Below are 18,554 nucleotides of genomic sequence, written 5' to 3' on the forward strand. Positions count from 1 at the left end.
TTTAAATAGCAATATTATATATGATAAGATTTAAGTTAATCCCTTATAGGAAATTTTATAGTAAAAGTTGTTGCGTCTAAAGTACTCTTAACAGAAATACTTCCTTTTTTAAGCTCTATTAATTCCTTTACTATAGTTAAACCAAATCCATTTTCTTTGCGTTCATTTTTCTTTGTTGAAAAACCTGGTTGGAATATTTTTTCTATAATAAGATCATCTATTTTAGGGCCATCATTTTTAATTTCCAAAATAAGATTATTATATCCATAATATGTATTGATATTAATAGTTCCTTGCTTTTTCATAGCTGTAATTGAATTTCTTAATATATTAGAAATTATTCTTTGAAGTTCCATTTCTGATATATAAGTATCACTTAAAGGAGCTTGTTCATCAATTACTATGTTTACTCCATCGTGACTTATACTATTTACAATTGTGGATATTATAGATTCATTATTATTTGAAATGATAACTTCAGGAACTATGCTGTTATAACCATTTATTATATCCTTTAAAAGTTCACCAATTCGCTCATGTTTTCCCATAAGATGTAATCCATATAAATATGAAATTTGTGCTCCATAATCATGTTTCATTTTCTTTAGTTCATTTATATTTTCCTCAAGTTCGGCATTTAATAAATATATTTCTTTTGACTTTTTTTCTATTCCTGCAAAGTATAGTGTTATTCCGATTATAAAAATACATAGTAAAATAAATATAATTTCTTTAAATAGTGGATTATCTTTATCATGAACAATTCTATTAAATGATATGATAAAATCTAGTATTATTGTTATTATTATAGTTGATATTGTTGTAAAGTATTTGCTTCTTAAAACTAAATATAGTTTATAAATTATATCTTTACGGAATAATACGAAAAATGCCATTAAAAATTGTGAAATATACAGTAATGCTGTACCAAAAACTTCTATATTAAAATTCGGTATTACAGAGGGAATGAATCCCCATACTAAATTAGAAGTTATTAATAAATTAATTGCTATAAACGCATAAACAATACTAAAAGCAGTTGATGCTCCTAAAAAGTCATTTTTAAATACTATCATGCCAATAACTAATATTTCTATATGCATTATGATAGCTCCAAAGCTTGAGTTTCCCATAAGTAATGTAGTAATTTGAACTATTACCCATAATAGGAATACGTAAAGCATTGTTTTCTTTTTAGAATTTTTATAGCGATATTCTGTACAATAAGTGGGAATTAAAACAAACATCATACATTGTAAAATGCTATTTATACTATCTACAATAAATTCAATCATTTAAAAACCTACTTATCTCATTTTTTTCATTGACTCAGGCATTTCTTCAACACCAATAGTAAGGACTGAAGATGGGTTAGAATTAACGAATACTGCAGTTAAAAGTAACATTAATGTTCCTAAATATTTTTTCATTTAGTTCACCTCCTTTATTTTTTATATTTGTTGAATAAAAGCATAGCTTGTACAACACTAGTCCATATTATAATTTGTGAAACAAATTTAATATTAAATAAAATTAATCCAATTAATAAGAATGCTAAAGTATTAAATGTCCCAATAAGTTTATTTCTTTGGATAAATTCTTTTTTAGTTAAGGGCATTCTAGAATCAATTACTGGAGATATATTATATACTGCAAAAATGCTTAAAAAGGCTAATATAATGTATCCAATAAAACTTAAATCATTAGTTTTATAAAGTACAATTATAAATAACATAATTAGTAGAGTAGCAATAAAACATCTAATTTGACTATCTTCATGATAGCCACCAGTAAATGGTTTAGTTAGGCTCATAAACACAATAATTAATACACTTTCAGCAAAGTATCCAAACAAACTAAATATAAATAAGCTTAATGCTAATTTTATAAATTCATATGTAATTAATGTTAAAACATATTTTGTTTGTTCTGTTTGGACTTCTGTATAATTATTATGTATAGCTAGATTATTAATTGTTTTATCTATTAGCTTTTTTACCATTTAATTGTTCTTCTCCCTTTAGATAAATTGTTAGTATATAAACAATTGTGCATATATATTTTAACATATAGAAGAAGTAATTTTAAGTTTTTAATGAATAAATTAGTAGAGAATTACGTTATTAGGGGAATATTTAGCTAAAATATAAAAAATATAGGAAAATAATGTTAAGTTGATTTAATATTTAGGGTTAAAAAGTTAATATATGTTAAGTATTCTTAACGAACCTTTATCATAGTGGTAACTTAAAAAGTAGTTTTATATATTAAAATAAGTTTGTAGATGAGAAAAACAAAAAGAAAAATAATATAGATAAACTACAGGGGGAATATTTTTAATGAGTAAAAAGTTAAAGAAGTGTGTTGCTATAGCAGTAGCACTAGTAGGAGTATATACATTAAACTTAGCAAATAATTTTTCAAGTAAGGTAATAGCATCAGAGCAAAATAGACCTAAAAATGTAATTATGATGATTGCAGATGGAATGAATACAGATGCACTGACTTTAGCTAGACATATAAATGGTGGAAGCTTAGCTATGGATGAAATATCAGTAGGTGCAGTAAACACAACATGGGCAAGAGGACCAATAACAGATTCAGCTCCAGCATCAACAGCTATGTCTACAGGAAATAAAACAGAAAATAAATATATAGGTACATCAGTTGAGGACAAGCCTCTAGCTACAGTATTAGAAGCAGCAGAGCAAGAAGGAAAAGCAACTGGATTAATAGCAACTTCAGAAATACCCCATGCTACACCAGCAGGGTTTTCAGCACATACAACTAATAGAAGTAGATATGATGATATATTAAGACAAATGGTTAATAATGATTTAGAAGTAGTTTTAGGGGGAGGATTTAACCTAAAAACTGATGAGCTTACTAATGAAATAAAAGGAAGAATAGATGAAGCAGGTTATGACTTTGTTCAAGATAAAGAAGCAATGTTAAATTATGATGGGAATAAATTATGGGGAGCTTTTGCAAAAGCAGATCTTGATTATGATATAGATAGAGAAGAAAGTGGAAATAATCAACCAAGCTTATCAGAAATGACAAACAAGGCAGTAGAAGTATTAAGCAAAGATGAAGATGGATTTATGCTTATGGTTGAAGGAAGTAAGGTTGACTGGGCAGCTCATGCTAATACACCAAGTGCAATGGTATCAGATATAATTGCTTTTGATAATGCTGTAAAGGAAGCTTTAGACTTTGCAAAGGATAGAGAAGATACAGTTGTAATAGTAACTACAGATCATGGAAATAGTGGATTATCAATAGGAAACTATGAAAATACAGAAGGAATGAGTTATGAAAAGTTAGATTATTATAAGAACTTCTCAATTACTGAAGAATTCTTTAATAATGAAATATTACCTTCAATAGGTTCACAGGATGCTAAAGTAGCTCAACTTGTAGAAATGTATTATGGTGTTTCAGGATTAACTCCAGAAGAAATTGCAGAAGTAAGAGCTGGAAACTTAAATAGAGTTTTAGCAAGCAGAACAGGAATTGGATTTACGACAGGTGGACATACTGGTGAAAATGTTTATTTAGGAATTTATGCGCCAGATTCAGTAAAGAAGTTAAGTGGAGTAGTTGAAAATACAAACTTAGCAACTTATATGGCAGATTTATTATTTGGAGATGCAAATAGATTAAATGAATTAACTAATCAGTTATATATAGATGGACAAGAAGCTTTAGCTAAAATTGGAGCAACTGTACAGTTAGACACTTCAAATCCACAAAATATAAAGGCTATTATAAATAAAGATAACAATGTAATAGAATTAGAGTTATTTACTAATGATTACACATTAAATGGTGAAGCTAAATCATTAAAATCAGTTATGCCTTATATGTACAAAAATGATATAAACACAGGTAGATTCTATATACCTCAAGAATTAATAGATGTAGTAAGTGGATTACAACCTTTAGAAACAAAAGTTAATGAAGAAGCAAAAGAGAAGAACGAAGGATTAAAGGTTGAAGATAGTAAGGAAGATTCTAAATTAGAAGAGGAATTAAAGGCTGAAGATAGTAAAGAAGAAGTAAGTTCTGATGAAAACAAAGAAGAAGCTGAAAAAGAGAATGCTTTAGAAAATGTTGAAACTAGTGAAGAAAATGTAAGTGAAGAGGTGGCTAACTAATGGTATTAAAGAAGATTATAAATAAGATAATAGCAGCAACAGGTGTAGCAGTAATGATAGGAGCAATTTCATTTAATGCAGTAGCGCCAGTAGAAGTAAATGCTTCAGATGATAAGATTAAAAATGTAATTTATCTTATAGGTGATGGAATGAGTGATACCACTGTTACGTTAGCAAGATACTTTGAAGATGTTAAAGATGGAAAAATAGGCAATTACAAAATGGCTATGGATGAAATCAGAGTTGGATTTGCTAAAACTAATAGTTTAAGCTCACCAATTACAGATTCAGCAGCAGGGGGAACAGCTTTAGCTTCAGGGGTAAAGACTATTAATGGTAGAGTTGGTATAGATGGAGAAGGAAAGCCGGTTGCAAATCTTTTAGAAGCAGCTAGAGAAGAAGGAAAATCAACAGGACTTATTTCAAGTTCACATCCAACTGATGCTACACCAGCAGCATTTAGCTCACATTACTTAGATAGAAATAAGGAATTTGTTATAGGAAAGCAACAAGTATATAGCAATTTAGATGTATATTTTGGAGGAGACGGAACTCCAGAAGTAACAGAAGAAATGGTTAAAGAAGTTGGATATGATGTTGTTAGAAATAGAGAAGGTTTAAATTCTATTGAAGATAATAAGGTTTGGGGTATATTTACTAAGGAATTAGATATAAATAGAGAAGAATTTGCGCCAGAGCAACCAAGTCTTGCAGAGCAAACTAAAAAGGCTATTGAAATATTAGAAAAAGATGAAGATGGATTTGCTTTAACTATAGAAGGAAGTAAAATCGACTGGGAAGCTCATTCACAACAAGCCATTGGTATGGCTACTGAAACCTTAGCTTTTGATGAAGCTGTTAGAGTTGCATTAGATTATGCTAAAGATAGAAATGATACTATAGTAATAGTAACAAGCGATCACGGAAATAGTGGTATATCAATAGGTAATGAATCTACAACTGTTGGATATGATAACTTAACTTTTGAAGATTCACTAATGAATTTAAATGGAATAAAGGTTAATGAAGGAAAGTTTAAAAGCTTAATTAAAGGGAAAAGTGATGCAGAAATAAGAACTTTAGCTAAGGAATATATGAACTTTGATAACCTTACAGATGTAGAGCTTGAAGCACTTAAAAATCAAGATATTAATAGTGTTATATCAGGAAGAGTTAAGCTTGGATATACAACTAAAAAACATACTGGTGGAGATGTTTACTTAGGTGCATATGTACCAGCAGGAAATAAGAAATTATCAGGAACAATACATCTTAGCGAAGTAGCAAGATTTATAGAAGGTTCATTATCATTAGATTTAGATGGAACAACATACAAGCTATATGATGAAAATATAAAAGCTAGCTTAGAAGCTTTAGGAGCAGAAGTTACAATAATAGAAAATGAAGGAATCGACATAGTAGCAGAAGCTAAAAAAGATGATGTTACAATGAAGATTTATGGAAATACAGATATAGTTGAAATTGTAGATGGAGAAGCTTCAGAAACTTATAGAATAGATGGTGTAAATGTAATAAGTGAAGACACTATTTATGGAAACAACGAAATAGTTGAAAAGTTTAAAGCTGTAGTCGGTGAATCAGAAGGTGAAAATCCTGATGAAGAAGGAAATGGTGGAAACCCAGGAGAAGAGGGTGGAAACAATGGAAACCAAGGTGGAGACAATGGAAACAATGGTGGAAACACAGGAAATGGTGGAAACCAAGGTGGTAATGGAAGTTCTAATGGTGGAACTAATAAGCCAACAAAACCTGGTACAAGCTTACCAAATACAGGAGCAGTAGTAGGAAGCCTAGGATTATTATCAGCAGCAGCAGTAAGCATAGCAGTTGGAGCAAAATTAGCTAAGAAAAATAAAAAGTCTCAGTAGTTAAAAAATGTTTTAAACAGTAGGTAAATTTGTTTTTATACAAGTTTACCTACTGTTTTGTTTTAATTTAGTGTAAAAGATATATAACATATAATAAAGTAGAAACAGTAGATTAAAAGACGTTGCTAAAGAAATGCTTAAAGATAATGGGCTTATTGAAAAGATGATAAAATTTCAGATTATATAAATAAATATTTAACATATTTGATACAAGAAATTTATTTTTGTATTAGGGTATTTTTTCAATAATGTAAAAATAATTAAAATAATAAGTGAAAAGTCTTTTGGTTGATTTTTTGATATTTTGGATAACTTGCCTAAAATAATTAAAAATGGTAGGATTTAATGTATTTTAATATTCTAACAACGAATTATGTCGAATTTTTTCAATGAAATTTGAGATACTAATGATGAAATGCTAAATAAGGCAAAAGAGGGGATAAAGATGAACAAAAAACAGGCAAAAGAAAATAATAAGTCTAAAAGTGGTTCAGGCTTAGCTGTAATGATAATAGGTATAGTTTTAGCAGCAGTATTTGCAGCTTCTACTGCTTATTCAGGAATGAAATCAGGTTTAACTGTTGCAGCTGGAATACCTGGAGCAATTATAGGTTCAATGCTTATAGGAGTTTTCGCACGTGGAAAAGGCATATATGGAAAAAACTTAATTCAAGGTATGTCTAGTGGTGGAGAATCTATAGCAAGTGGAATGATTTACGTTTTACCTGCAATTATATTAATAGGAAGTAATATAACTTTTTTAGAAGGTATAACTGTGGGAATAGCAGGAGCGCTATTTGGAATGGGATGTTTATCATTAGTTTATAAATATTTAATTGTTGAAGAAGATGGAAAGCTTATGTATCCAGAATCTCTAGCAATTTCTGAAACTCTTGTAGCTTCAGAAGAAGGCGGAGATGCTATAAAGTTTATGGGAATTGGATTTGCAATAAGTGGTGTTATAAACTTTGTAACAAGTTCATTTTTAAATTTAATAAACAATACTTTTACATTTGTAGGAAGTAAATTTTATAAGTGGAAATTTTCTACTGAAGTAAATCCATTATTATTAGGTATAGGATTTATAGTTGGATTAGAAGTAGCTTTAACTATGTTTGCTGGATCAATATTAGCTAACTTTGGAGTTGCTCCATTAATAGGTTACTTTACTGATTTTGCAAGTGAGGGGTCACAAGCATGGAATGATGCTGCAATCCTTTTAAATCAAATGGATGTAAATGCAATATCAGGAAGTTATGTTAAGTACATCGGAGCAGGTATGATGCTTTGCGGTGGTTTAATAGGAGCAATTAAGCTTATACCAACTATAGTAGTTTCAATAAGAGAAACCTTAAAAGCTACTTCAGGAAATGAAGGTAGTGAAGAAAAAGGTACAGGACATATTATTATACTTTTAGCAGGAGTAGTCTTAGCATTTGTAGGTGGATTTATAGTTTCACAAAGTGCTAAAATGGCTATTATTGCAGCAATAGTTTCATTAATATTATCATTATTATTTGTAATAGTTGCTGGTCGTTTAACAGGTACAATAGGTACATCAAATCTTCCTGTATCAGGAATGACAATAGCATCATTAGTTATATTAACACTAGTATTTGTTATAATGGGATGGACTGATTTAGCTTCAAATAAATCATTACTATTATTTGCATTATTTATGGTAGTAGCTATTTCAGTAGCAGGTGGATATAGTCAATCACAAAAGGTAAGTTATATGATTGGTGGAAGCAAAAAAGAAATGCAGAATTACTTTGCGATATCTAGTATTGTTGGTGTAGTAGTAGTTACAGGAACAATACTTGTATTAAAGGATCAATTAGCAATTACAGGAGCTGATGCACCATTTGCTCTTCCACAAGCAAACTTAATGTCAACATTAACATCAGGAATAATGTCAGGTAATTTACCATGGCCAATGATTATAGTTGGTGTTGTTATGGCTCTATTCTTATTCTTCTTAAACCTACCAATAATGACTGTAGCAATAGGATTCTATTTACCTATATCAACTACATCAATAATATTAGTAGGAGCATTAATAAGAGTATTTATAGAAAGAATTAGTAAGAGTGATGAAGATAAAGCACTTAAGGTTTCAAATGGAATAAGTCTTTCATCAGGTTTAGTTGCAGGAGGATCTATAATAGGATTATTAGGTATTATACTTCAATTATCAGGTGTAATAACTCCTAAAACACCAGTAGGCTTTGCATCAGGAAACTTAATGGCAATAATATTATTAGTAGTATTAGTTATAGCAACTACAATACCAATAATGTTATCAAAAGAAAAGAGTAAAAAATAGAGTAGTTAATATATATAATAAAAACACACTATGTAGTGATATTAAATTTAAATATCATGGCATGGTGTGTTTTATTATATGTTGTCTGGTTTAGGAATAAGTGGAAATTAAAAGTTATATTTGGTGCTGTAGTATAAAATCAAATTAAAAAAAATTTTAAAAATTATTAAAATGCAAAAAATATTTTAATTTTTTTTTTATGAAGTATGATATAATTTTTATATTAAAATGCAGATGATGGGAGAATGTTTGGGGGAAATGAAAAGGTTTTTTGATGAATTAATAGAAAATATTATTATTTTAAACAGGGAAAAGAAAGTTATTTCTATTAATAAGGAATTAAAAGAAAAAATGGGCTATAAAAATAGGGATAATCTATCTTTAGAGGAATTAAATAGATTAATAAAGATAAAAGATGAGTTTGCTTTAATTTTGTGCAAAGGAAATGACTTAATAAAAGCTAAATATAAAATAAGTATTTTAGGACTATCTTATGATGAATATTATGTAATTAAAGTTAATTGGGAAGGCGATAAAATTTCTAAACTAATAAATATAGAAAAACTAGTTGATAGTTTAGAATCATGTGCCTTTATTAAAAATATAAATAACAAATATTTATATATTAATCAAACTTGTGCTAATAAATATAATTTATCTAAAGATGAAGTAAGAACAATTATGAATAATGAAGTTACAGAGTGCATTTATAATGGTTTAATTTCAAAAAATGATGACTATATAAAGAAGTCTAAAAATAGTTGTATTAATGAAGCAGTTGTTAATACAAATGGAATAGAAGAAAGTTATGAAATTAGAAATTTTCCAATATTAGATGATTTAGGAGAAGTAGAATTTATAGCTACAATTTTAAAAAATGTAACATTTACTAAAGGTGTACAGTTACAAACCTTTAAATGTTTAAATATTTTAGAAAATCAAAAAGAAGATGGAAGAGAAATTGATGATTATAAAGATAATCTTTTTAATGGATTAAAGAGTATATTTCAATTTTATTTTAAGACAGATTTATTTAATATATGGGAATACGACAAAAAAGAAAAAAGTATATTACCGTACTTTTTAAATAAAAATATTAAAAATATATTTAATGAAAGAAAAGCAGTAAATATATCTGATGAAAAGGTAAATAATTACCTTACAGGTAATTTTAAAGAAATAGAATATATAAATGTAAATGAGATTTTAAATGTTGAAGGAAATTTAGATGTTAAGAATTTCTATCTAGTAAAAAAACCTATTATTTGTGATGATGAGTTTATAGGTTTTTTAAGTATTAGTTATGAATCATACCCTATAGCAAGAGTACTTAATAATGATTTAATAAAATATGTATGTGATCAAGTTGGATTTATAATAAAGTACATAAGGTTTTTAAAAAGGTTAAATGTAGAAAAACGTGAGAAGGAAAACATCAGGCAAGAGTTAGAGGAGTTTATAAGAGTAGCTACGGATATTATAGTGAAAATTGATGAAGAGGGAAACTTCCTTAGTGTTAGTTCAGGTGTTATAGATGTATTAGGTTGGAGTAAAGAAGAGATTTTAAAAATGAAATGGATGGATATAGTACATCCAGATGATTTAGATGCAAGTTTTAATTCTATAGATGTATTTAGAGATAATGATGAAAGAAGATTGATTTTTATTAATAGATTTAGATGCGCAGATGGCTCTTACAAGTGGATTCAATGGGGAAAAGGATTCTATAAGCATGCAGATGGATACTTCTTAGGGTCAGGAAGAGATATTACACGAGAAAAAGAGTTAGAAATAAAAGAAGGATTAGTAGAAAAATCAATTGAGTTAGAAAGAGTAAGAACAGAATTTTTTGCAAACTTATCACATGAACTAAAGACACCACTTACACTTATTATGGCAGTAGTACAAGTTGTAGAAGATTATGTTAATGAGTTTGAAGATGAAAATAAAAAAGATAATTTTGAAAGGTATTTAAATGTACTTAAGCAAAATAGTTATCGTTTATTAAGGTTAGTAACCAACCTTATTGATGTTACAAGAATTGATGCTGGGTTTTATCATCTTAATCCACAAAATAATAATATTGTAGAAGTTGTAGAAGATATAGTTATGTCAGTAGTAACTTACTGTGAAGGAAAAAATATTAATTTAACTTTTAATACAGAAACAGAAGAAGAAATTATATCTTGTGATGCGGAACAAATAGAAAGGGTTATCTTAAATATTTTATCTAACGCAATTAAATTTACAAATTCTGATGGTGATATATATGTAGATATATCATTAGAAGAAGAAAATGTAATTATTAAAATAGAGGATAGTGGCATAGGAATACCAAAAGAAAATTTAGAGTTTATTTTTGAAAGATTTACTCAAATAGATAATTTAATGACAAGAAAATGCGAAGGTAGTGGAATAGGATTATCTTTAGTTAAGTCAATAGTGGAACTACATAATGGAAGTGTACAAGTTGAAAGTGTAGAAGGACTAGGAACTACATTTATAGTTACTCTACCAAGAAAAAGAGTATTTGTAGATGAAGAATACATAGATAATAAAATTGATGATGTAGATGGAAAGCTAGAAAGATGTAGTATTGAATTTTCGGATATTTATGATTTATAAATTATTTTAAATTTAAGTTAACTTCAAAGGTTTTATATTGAATTTTAATTATATTTATAATATAGTAGTAACTAAAAAGTGCCTAATTGTTTATGATACTATTAATTAGTACAATTTATATAAGTAGGAAATGATAGAGTGGAAAAGAAATTTTATAAAGAAGGGTTAGCAGCGAAAGTGTTGTGCCTAATTCTTATTTCTTTTAAGCTCTATTTTTTGTAACTAAAGTTGTCTTTAATGGACATTAATAGGAGGATATAGTATTATGAAAAACAAAAAGGTTGCAATATTTACTATAATAGTTTTTATATTAGGTATAACTATAGGAGTTATGCTACAAAGTGGTGGGAAAAAAGTTGTATCAGGATACTCATTTGAAGTAATTAAAAAGGATGTAATAAATAAAACTTTAGCAGGGGAAGATTTAGATAGTTTTGTAACAGTAGTAGAAGCACAAGATGAATTTACTGTAAATGTAGACGGAATAGATGAATCTAGCAAGGTATTTATAATAAGTCCACCAACAGGAGAAATGACTCCATTAAATTATGAAAATGGAAAATTTACTACTAAAATTAAATTAGAGCAGGATATAAATTATGCAATAATAAAAAATTATGGTGTAGTTGGCTCTATTAGAGTGGTAGATAATATTAAAGCTATAAATGAAGATCAATTATTCCAAGAAATATTAATTGGGTTAGGATGTGGTCTTTAAAATAGTAGTTCAGGAGGAGATAGATGTATAAGGTAGATGATTCTACATATGGGTGTCCTATAGAAGCTTTATCTAATATTTTAGGAAAGAAATGGGTGGCAGGAATTGTTTGGAAAATTAAGGACGAAAAAATTCGATTTGGAGAGCTACAAAGAAGGCTAAATGGTTGTAGTAAGAAAATGTTAACTCAGCAATTAGAATTATTAATCCAAAATAATATAGTAATAAATGAAAAAAAAATAATTAATAATACTGTTGAATCTACCTATTATTTAAGTAAATCTGGATTATCATTGTTACCTATTTTAGAAAATATGATAAATTGGAGTAATGAAAATATTTCTTGTGATTAATATATAGTATTAAATAAGAGCTAAGGTTAAAGGCTTTTATTTAATACTATTTTTTATGGGAAAATATTGTAAATTATAAATCTTTATTGTTTAATGATAAAGTGTAGGTTATTTTTAAGGGGTTACTAAAAAGTACCTAATGGTTAAAAAGATTATATTAAGGTATTATTTTATTGAATTAAGAATTAAGGGTGAAGAATGAAAAAGTAAGAGGGAAAAGTGAAGAGAGTTAAAAAATATTAAGAGGAGGATTTTAGAATGGATAATATTAATTTTATTATTGTATTTATTGAAGGTGTATTGTCGATATTTTCACCATGTATATTGCCAATATTGCCTATATATTTAAGTATGCTTTCTAATAGCAGTGTAGAGGAATTAAGGGATGCTAAATTTAAGAATAATGTATTAATTAAAAATACTATATTCTTTGTTTTAGGTATTTCAACTACATTTTTTATATTAGGTTCATCAATTAATGCTTTAAGTGCATTTTTTACTACTAATAAAAACTTAATAATGGTTTTAGGTGGAGTAGTGATTATAATAATGGGATTATTCTACTTAGGAGTAATAAAATCAGAATTATTAAGTAGAGAAAAAAGATTTAATTTAAAACATAAAACAATGTCCAAAACTTCAGCATTTATACTTGGTTTTACATTTAGTTTTGGATGGACGCCTTGTATAGGCCCTATATTAGCATCAGTTTTAGTTATGGCTTCAAGTTCAGATAGCCTTTTAACATCAAATTTATTAATATTAATTTATACAATAGGGTTTATTGTTCCATTTATACTAGCATCATTATTTTATAGTAAGATGTTTAAGAAGTTTGATAATGTTAAAAAGTATATGAATGGAATCAAAAAAATAGGTGGAGCATTTATTATTATAGCTGGTGTTATTATGCTTATTAATGGAACTATTAATATAAATAAAGAGCTATCTTATAATAGTAATAAAAATCAAGCAAGTCAAAATAATCAAAATAACTCAAGTAGTCAAGGTGGTAATAGTAATGAAGAAGAAAAATTATTACCAATAGATTTTACTTTGTCAGATCAATATGGAAATTCACATACTCTTAGTGAATATAAGGGGAAAACAGTGTTCTTAAACATATGGGCAACATGGTGTCCACCATGTAGAGAAGAAATGCCATATATAGAAGAACTATATAAAGAATATGGTGAAAATAAGGAAGATGTAGTTATGCTTGGATTAGCTTCTCCTAATTTAGGAAAAGAAGGTTCAGAAGAGCAAATAAAAGATTTCTTAAGTAAGGAAGGGTATTCATTCCCAACTGTAATGGATAAAAATGCTGATATAGTTTATGGATATGGAATAGGGGCATTCCCATCTACAATTATAATAGATAAGGATGGCTATATAACTAGATATGTACCAGGTGCAATGAATAAGGAAACTATGAAGCAATTAATAGAAAGCGAAAGATAAATATTTATTGTGAAAATATAAAAAGCAAGGATGAGCGGTATCCTTGCTTTTAAAAATGCCAAAAATAAAGACGATGACACTGTAAAGGAAAGTGAGAAAAAGGAGAAAGGGCGTCATCATCTTTACTTATAGTATAGACAGATAATAGAAAAAATATGCAGTAATTAGAAAATATTAAAAAAATAATATGTATTTTAATTATTTGTGTGCAAAAAATGTAAAAACGAAAAGACAATTATTATGGCTCCTTTTTCATTTATTGGTATATAATATAGATAGATTATGTTAAGGAGAATTTAAGTTGGATTTAAAGAAGATTATAATAGATGAGATAATTGCAATAGCGAGTAAGTATGATAAAATAGATAAAATCAAGCTTTTTGGTTCAAGAGCAAGGGGCGATAATTCATTAAAAAGTGATATTGATTTAGCTATATATTCAAAGGGAGATTTAGTAGAATTTATTGAAGATATAGAAATGAATACATCAACCTTATTAGAATTTGACTTTTCAGATATGAATTTAGTTAATGATGAATTATTTATAGCGCAGGTAAATAAGGAGGGAATAGTTATTTATGAGAAGTGTTGAGTTTAAATATATGAACTTAAAAAGAGCTTATGAAAGGTTAGTAGAAGTAAGCAATTTATATGATGGGAAAAATGATATAGTTAGAGATAGTCTTATACAAAGATTTGAATTTACATATGAATTAACTCATAAAGCTTTAAGAGAGTTTATGAAATATTTAGGAGTAACATTAGAAAATTCATTTCCAAGAACCATATATAAAAAGGCATATGTTAATAATATGATTTCAGATGATTTAGTTTGGATAAACTTATTAGAGGATAGAAATTTAACATCTCATATTTATAATGAAAATTTAGCTGATGAAGTAGCACAAAGAATTGTAGATAAATATGTTGATGCTATTGGTGAGCTAGTAGATAACTTAGAAAAGCTGTTGTAGGAATGACGGATTAAGCGTGAAAAGTAGAGTTAAAGGTTAAAAGTTTGAAAATAGAAAAGTGAATGGGTAGACTTAATTTTAATAATTAAATACTATACCTGTGAACTTTTCTTTATAACTTTAATTAAGAAAGAGGTTTTAATGGGAAAATTAGTTATAGTAGGAACAACTATTATAGTTTTAATGGCATTAATAGTTAGAAGTATAAGAAACAATAGAAAGATAAAAACAACTATAGGAAGGTTAATGTGGGAAATAAATGAGACTTATAAGGCTTTGTTTACTGAAAGAGCCTTAATTGTAAAGTTAACTCAAGGTGGAATGGTTTTATTTGCAGAAGCTGTAGCATTTGTTTCTATAGCAACAAGTATTATAAGGTATCTAGATACATATTTACCTATTAGTGTGGAGTGGATAATAAAGATTGTTGCATCAATAGCTTCATTTATTATAGTCCATTATTCAATAGGTTATTTGCTTCTTGTAAGCTCAAAAATACATAGGTTTATTTATAAAGTTGAAAATAAAAATTTAAAGGTAGATTTTATTTTAAGTTATTTTATAACAAGTACATTTTTAATGGTTCTTTTAATATTTCCAGATCAATTTAGTGAAAATGCATTTTTAGGATTAGTAGGAGTGGCAATTTGCTATTATTTAAACTTAAAGGTTTTATTAACTCTTATGAATAATCCAACTCATGTTAAGTCAAAGTCAGAGGATGCAGCAAGTTATGGTAGGGTAATGGCAGCTGCTATACTTTTATTAATTATGCTTGTATTAAATCTTTACTTAGCAGTATGTTTTGTTAATGCAATAGATGGTGGAGCATATTTAAATGCAACAGGATATTTTGATTTATTTTATTATACAATAATCACCTTTACTACTATAGGTTATGGAGATATAATTCCCATTACTCCAGAAGCAAAAATTGTAGCAATAATAATATCTATTACAAGTGTAATATGCTTAACTGTATTTTTAAGCAGCATGCTATCTTATAAAGAAGCACCTAAGGAAGATTAAAATATATAAAGGTAAAAGATGTTATAGTTGATTTGCATACATTTTTTACCTTTACAATCTTAATAAGAAAACGTTGACGGAAAATAATTTTTACTGTATCATTAATATTGGAATTAGGTAGTAATTGTTTAAGTACAAGCTAAGCTTATTCATTAGTATGCAGAGAATATCTATAGGTATTTTGTGCATTATAATGGATGGGCTTTTTTTGCTTTTTTAAAGAAATAATCATTATAATGGATTCTAAAAATATTTAAAGGGAGGGCACGTTATGATAATTAATAGGGTATTAAATAATAATGTTGTAATTACCTCAGATGAAAATGGTGAAGAAACAATCGTAATGGGAAAAGGGATAGGGTATCAAAAAGCAAAAGGTGAAGCTATTGAGAAGGAAAAGATAAATAAAGTATTTAGAATATCTAATAGAGAGGTTTCAGATAAATTTCAAGAATTATTTAGTAAAATACCAATAGAACATATGAAGTTATCAGGGGAAATAATAGAATATGCAGAAAATATATTAGGAAAAAAGCTTAATGAGGGAATTTATATTTCATTAAGTGACCATACCTATACTGCAATAAAAAGAATTAAAAATAATATTACTATAAAAAATGCTCTTTTATGGGAAATTAAAAAGTTCTATAAGGAAGAATATAAAATTGGAATAAAAGCATTAGAGCTTATAGAAGAAAAAACAAATGTAAGGCTACCAGAGGATGAAGCTGGGTTTATAGCACTTCATATTGTAAATGCTCAATTAGATATAGATCAGCCTAAGGTTCAAGAAATTACAAGGTTAATTGAAGAAATTCTTACAATAGTAAGGATTAATTTTAGAATAGAATTTAAAGAAGAATCAGTATTTTATTATAGATTTATAACTCATTTAAGATATTTTGCTCAAAGGTTATTTTCAAATAGCACTTATAATAGTGGAGCAGATGATGAGCTAGTAAATATAATTAAAATAAAGTATTCTGAAGAATTTAAATGTGTAAGCAAAATTAAACTTTTTATTAGTAAAAAATATAACTATGAGTTATCAAATGATGAATATGTATATTTAACTATACATATTGCAAAGGTTATTCAAGACTCAAAGTTATAATTATAAAGCAGAATTAAAGAGGAGTGATATTAATTAAACTAAACTATTTATTTTATAGCTGGATGGTAACATTAAGTTGGCCAGACCTTCCAATTTCAAAAATTATTTAGAAATATGGAGGAGATAAAAATGGGAAAGTATAAGGAATTATCTAAAGAAATTGTAAAAAACATAGGTGGAAAGGATAACGTTGTTAGCTTAATTCACTGTATTACAAGATTGCGTTTTAAGCTTAAGGATGAAAGTATAGCTAATGATGAAGTCTTAAAAAATATGGATGGTATTGTTGCTGTTATGAAAAGTGGTGGACAATATCAAGTAGTAATTGGAAATCATGTTTCAGATGTATATGCAGAAATATGTGAATTAATAGATGTTGATAATTTAAAGGCTGATAATGAAGAAAAGAAGCCTACTAAGCCACTTGATAAATTTATAGATATTATATCAGGAATTTTCCAACCTATATTAGGGATTATGGCTGCTTGTGGTATGGTAAAGGGTTTAAATGCATTATTTATTGCAATGGGATTATATAGTGACACTACTGGGGGAGCATTAGTTATAAATGCAATAGGAGATGGACTATTTACATTCTTACCACTATTTTTAGGATATACTGCAGCTAAAAAGTTTGGATTAAAGCCAATGTTAGGATTAGTTGTTGGTGCAATAATGTGTTATCCAGCTATACAATCTAGTGCTTTATCTAGTATGTCAGAGCCTATATATACATTATTTGGAGGGACAATATTCCAATCACCAGTTTATATGACTTTCTTTGGAATACCTGTAATATCAATGGATTATACAGGAACAGTTATTCCAGTTATTTTAACTGTGTACTTTGCTTCAAAATGTGAAAAGTTATTTAATAAAATAGTACCAGATTTAGTTAAGTTTTTCTTTGTGCCAATGTTAACATTATTAGTATCATTACCAATTGCATTTATAGTTATAGGTCCAGTTGCAACATTTGGATCTACAATAATTTCAGAAATAGTATTTACAGTAAGAGATTTTAGTCCATTACTTGCAGGGGCGATAGTAGGGGCTACATGGCAAGTTCTAGTTATCTTTGGACTTCATTGGGGATTTATACCTGTTTATATAAATAATATTATGACTATGGGATATGACAATGTAATGATGCCATTCTTTGCATGTACATTTGCAACTTCAGCAGTTGTATTGGCTATATTCTTCAAGACTAAGGATAAAAAGATTAAGGAAATGGCTTTACCTAACTTTATATCAGGAATATTTGGTGTTACTGAACCAGCTATATATGGAATATTACTTCCTTTAAAGAAACCATTTATAATTAGCTGTATTACTGGAGGAATTGGAGGAGCATTTTATGGATTCTTTAATTTTAGAAAGTTTATGGTTGGAGGAATGGGAATATTTGAATTACCAGCAATGATTGAACCAAATGGTGGAATGGGTAATTTAATAGTTGCATTAACAGGAATAGCTATTTCATTAATAGTAGGTTTTGTGTTAACAATGATATTCTATAAAGATAAGGAAACTACAGAAGAAAAGAAAGTAATAGTAGAAGAAATAAAAAAAGAAGAAATAAAAGTAGAAGATAAGGGAATACAAACAGTATCAATAGCTAGTCCTATAAAAGGTGAAGCTATAAAGCTAGAAGATATTGAAGATGCAGCCTTTGCTACAGGAGTGCTAGGACAAGGTTTAGCTATTAGACCTACAGAAGGAAAGGTAGTAGCACCTATCGATGGTGTAGTTACAACTTTATTCCCAAGCTTACATGCTATTGGAATTACTTCAAATGAAGGAGTAGAAATTTTAATTCATGTAGGATTAGATACAGTTCAATTAGGTGGAAAAGGCTTCGAAGCCCATATAAAACAAGATGATAATGTGGTAAAAGGACAA

At 27.8% G+C, this 18,554-nt stretch carries 15 protein-coding genes; 12 read left to right on the forward strand and 3 right to left on the reverse strand.

All coding sequences use genetic code 11. From position 1 onward, the window contains the following. Window positions 1–35: 35 nt before the first annotated feature. Genes ACRDBA_RS02280 through ACRDBA_RS02290 form a run of 3 tightly spaced genes read right to left on the reverse strand, consistent with a single transcriptional unit; the run spans window position 36 to window position 2,002 of the window. The gene (locus ACRDBA_RS02280; protein WP_438571320.1) at window positions 36–1,295 is read right to left on the reverse strand and encodes a sensor histidine kinase; all 1,260 of its coding nucleotides are present in this window, start codon (window positions 1,293–1,295) and stop codon (window positions 36–38) included. 12 nt (window positions 1,296–1,307) lie between these two features. Then, the gene (locus tag ACRDBA_RS02285; RefSeq protein ID WP_438571321.1) at window positions 1,308–1,430 is read right to left on the reverse strand and encodes a hypothetical protein; all 123 of its coding nucleotides are present in this window, start codon (window positions 1,428–1,430) and stop codon (window positions 1,308–1,310) included. 14 nt (window positions 1,431–1,444) lie between these two features. After that, window positions 1,445–2,002, reverse strand: a complete 558-nt coding sequence (locus ACRDBA_RS02290; protein ID WP_438571322.1) for an accessory gene regulator B family protein — start codon at window positions 2,000–2,002, stop codon at window positions 1,445–1,447. A 337-nt stretch (window positions 2,003–2,339) separates the two neighbouring features. Between ACRDBA_RS02290 and ACRDBA_RS02295 the strand changes: the two genes are divergently transcribed. The 12 genes from ACRDBA_RS02295 to ACRDBA_RS02350 all read left to right on the forward strand — a co-directional run. Further along, entirely contained in the window at window positions 2,340–4,160 is a 1,821-nt protein-coding gene (locus ACRDBA_RS02295) for an alkaline phosphatase (RefSeq protein WP_438571323.1), read from the forward strand. Continuing rightward, window positions 4,160–6,049, forward strand: a complete 1,890-nt coding sequence (locus tag ACRDBA_RS02300) for an alkaline phosphatase (protein ID WP_438571324.1) — start codon at window positions 4,160–4,162, stop codon at window positions 6,047–6,049. Before ACRDBA_RS02295 ends, ACRDBA_RS02300 begins: the two co-directional genes overlap by 1 nt. 445 nt (window positions 6,050–6,494) lie before the next feature. Then, on the forward strand, window positions 6,495–8,375 hold the full coding sequence (locus ACRDBA_RS02305; protein ID WP_438571325.1) for an OPT family oligopeptide transporter: 1,881 nt from the start codon (window positions 6,495–6,497) through the stop codon (window positions 8,373–8,375). Window positions 8,376–8,633: 258 nt separating this feature from the next. Next, entirely contained in the window at window positions 8,634–11,000 is a 2,367-nt protein-coding gene (locus tag ACRDBA_RS02310) for an ATP-binding protein (protein WP_438571326.1), read from the forward strand. Between the two features lie 265 nt (window positions 11,001–11,265). Beyond that, window positions 11,266–11,718, forward strand: coding sequence for a hypothetical protein (locus tag ACRDBA_RS02315; protein ID WP_438571327.1), 453 nt, complete (start codon window positions 11,266–11,268; stop codon window positions 11,716–11,718). Between the two features lie 23 nt (window positions 11,719–11,741). Continuing rightward, entirely contained in the window at window positions 11,742–12,071 is a 330-nt protein-coding gene (locus tag ACRDBA_RS02320) for a winged helix-turn-helix transcriptional regulator (protein ID WP_438571328.1), read from the forward strand. A 258-nt stretch (window positions 12,072–12,329) separates the two neighbouring features. Further along, the gene (locus ACRDBA_RS02325) at window positions 12,330–13,532 is read left to right on the forward strand and encodes a redoxin family protein (RefSeq protein ID WP_438571329.1); all 1,203 of its coding nucleotides are present in this window, start codon (window positions 12,330–12,332) and stop codon (window positions 13,530–13,532) included. 301 nt (window positions 13,533–13,833) lie between these two features. After that, window positions 13,834–14,124, forward strand: coding sequence for a nucleotidyltransferase domain-containing protein (locus tag ACRDBA_RS02330; RefSeq protein WP_438571330.1), 291 nt, complete (start codon window positions 13,834–13,836; stop codon window positions 14,122–14,124). Then, a complete protein-coding gene (locus tag ACRDBA_RS02335) occupies window positions 14,111–14,506 on the forward strand; it encodes an HI0074 family nucleotidyltransferase substrate-binding subunit (protein ID WP_438571331.1) in 396 nt (131 codons plus the stop codon). The genes ACRDBA_RS02330 and ACRDBA_RS02335 overlap by 14 nt, the downstream gene beginning before the upstream one ends. 141 nt (window positions 14,507–14,647) lie before the next feature. Beyond that, window positions 14,648–15,535, forward strand: a complete 888-nt coding sequence (locus tag ACRDBA_RS02340; protein ID WP_438571332.1) for a potassium channel family protein — start codon at window positions 14,648–14,650, stop codon at window positions 15,533–15,535. Between the two features lie 271 nt (window positions 15,536–15,806). Next, on the forward strand, window positions 15,807–16,649 hold the full coding sequence (gene licT, locus ACRDBA_RS02345) for a BglG family transcription antiterminator LicT (protein ID WP_438571333.1): 843 nt from the start codon (window positions 15,807–15,809) through the stop codon (window positions 16,647–16,649). Window positions 16,650–16,778: 129 nt separating this feature from the next. After that, window positions 16,779–18,554: beta-glucoside-specific PTS transporter subunit IIABC (locus ACRDBA_RS02350; protein WP_438571334.1), on the forward strand; the 1,776-nt coding region annotated here is incomplete at its 3' end.

This window comes from Clostridium sp., from assembly GCF_051654825.1.
Classification (GTDB): Bacteria; Bacillota; Clostridia; order Clostridiales; family Clostridiaceae; genus Clostridium.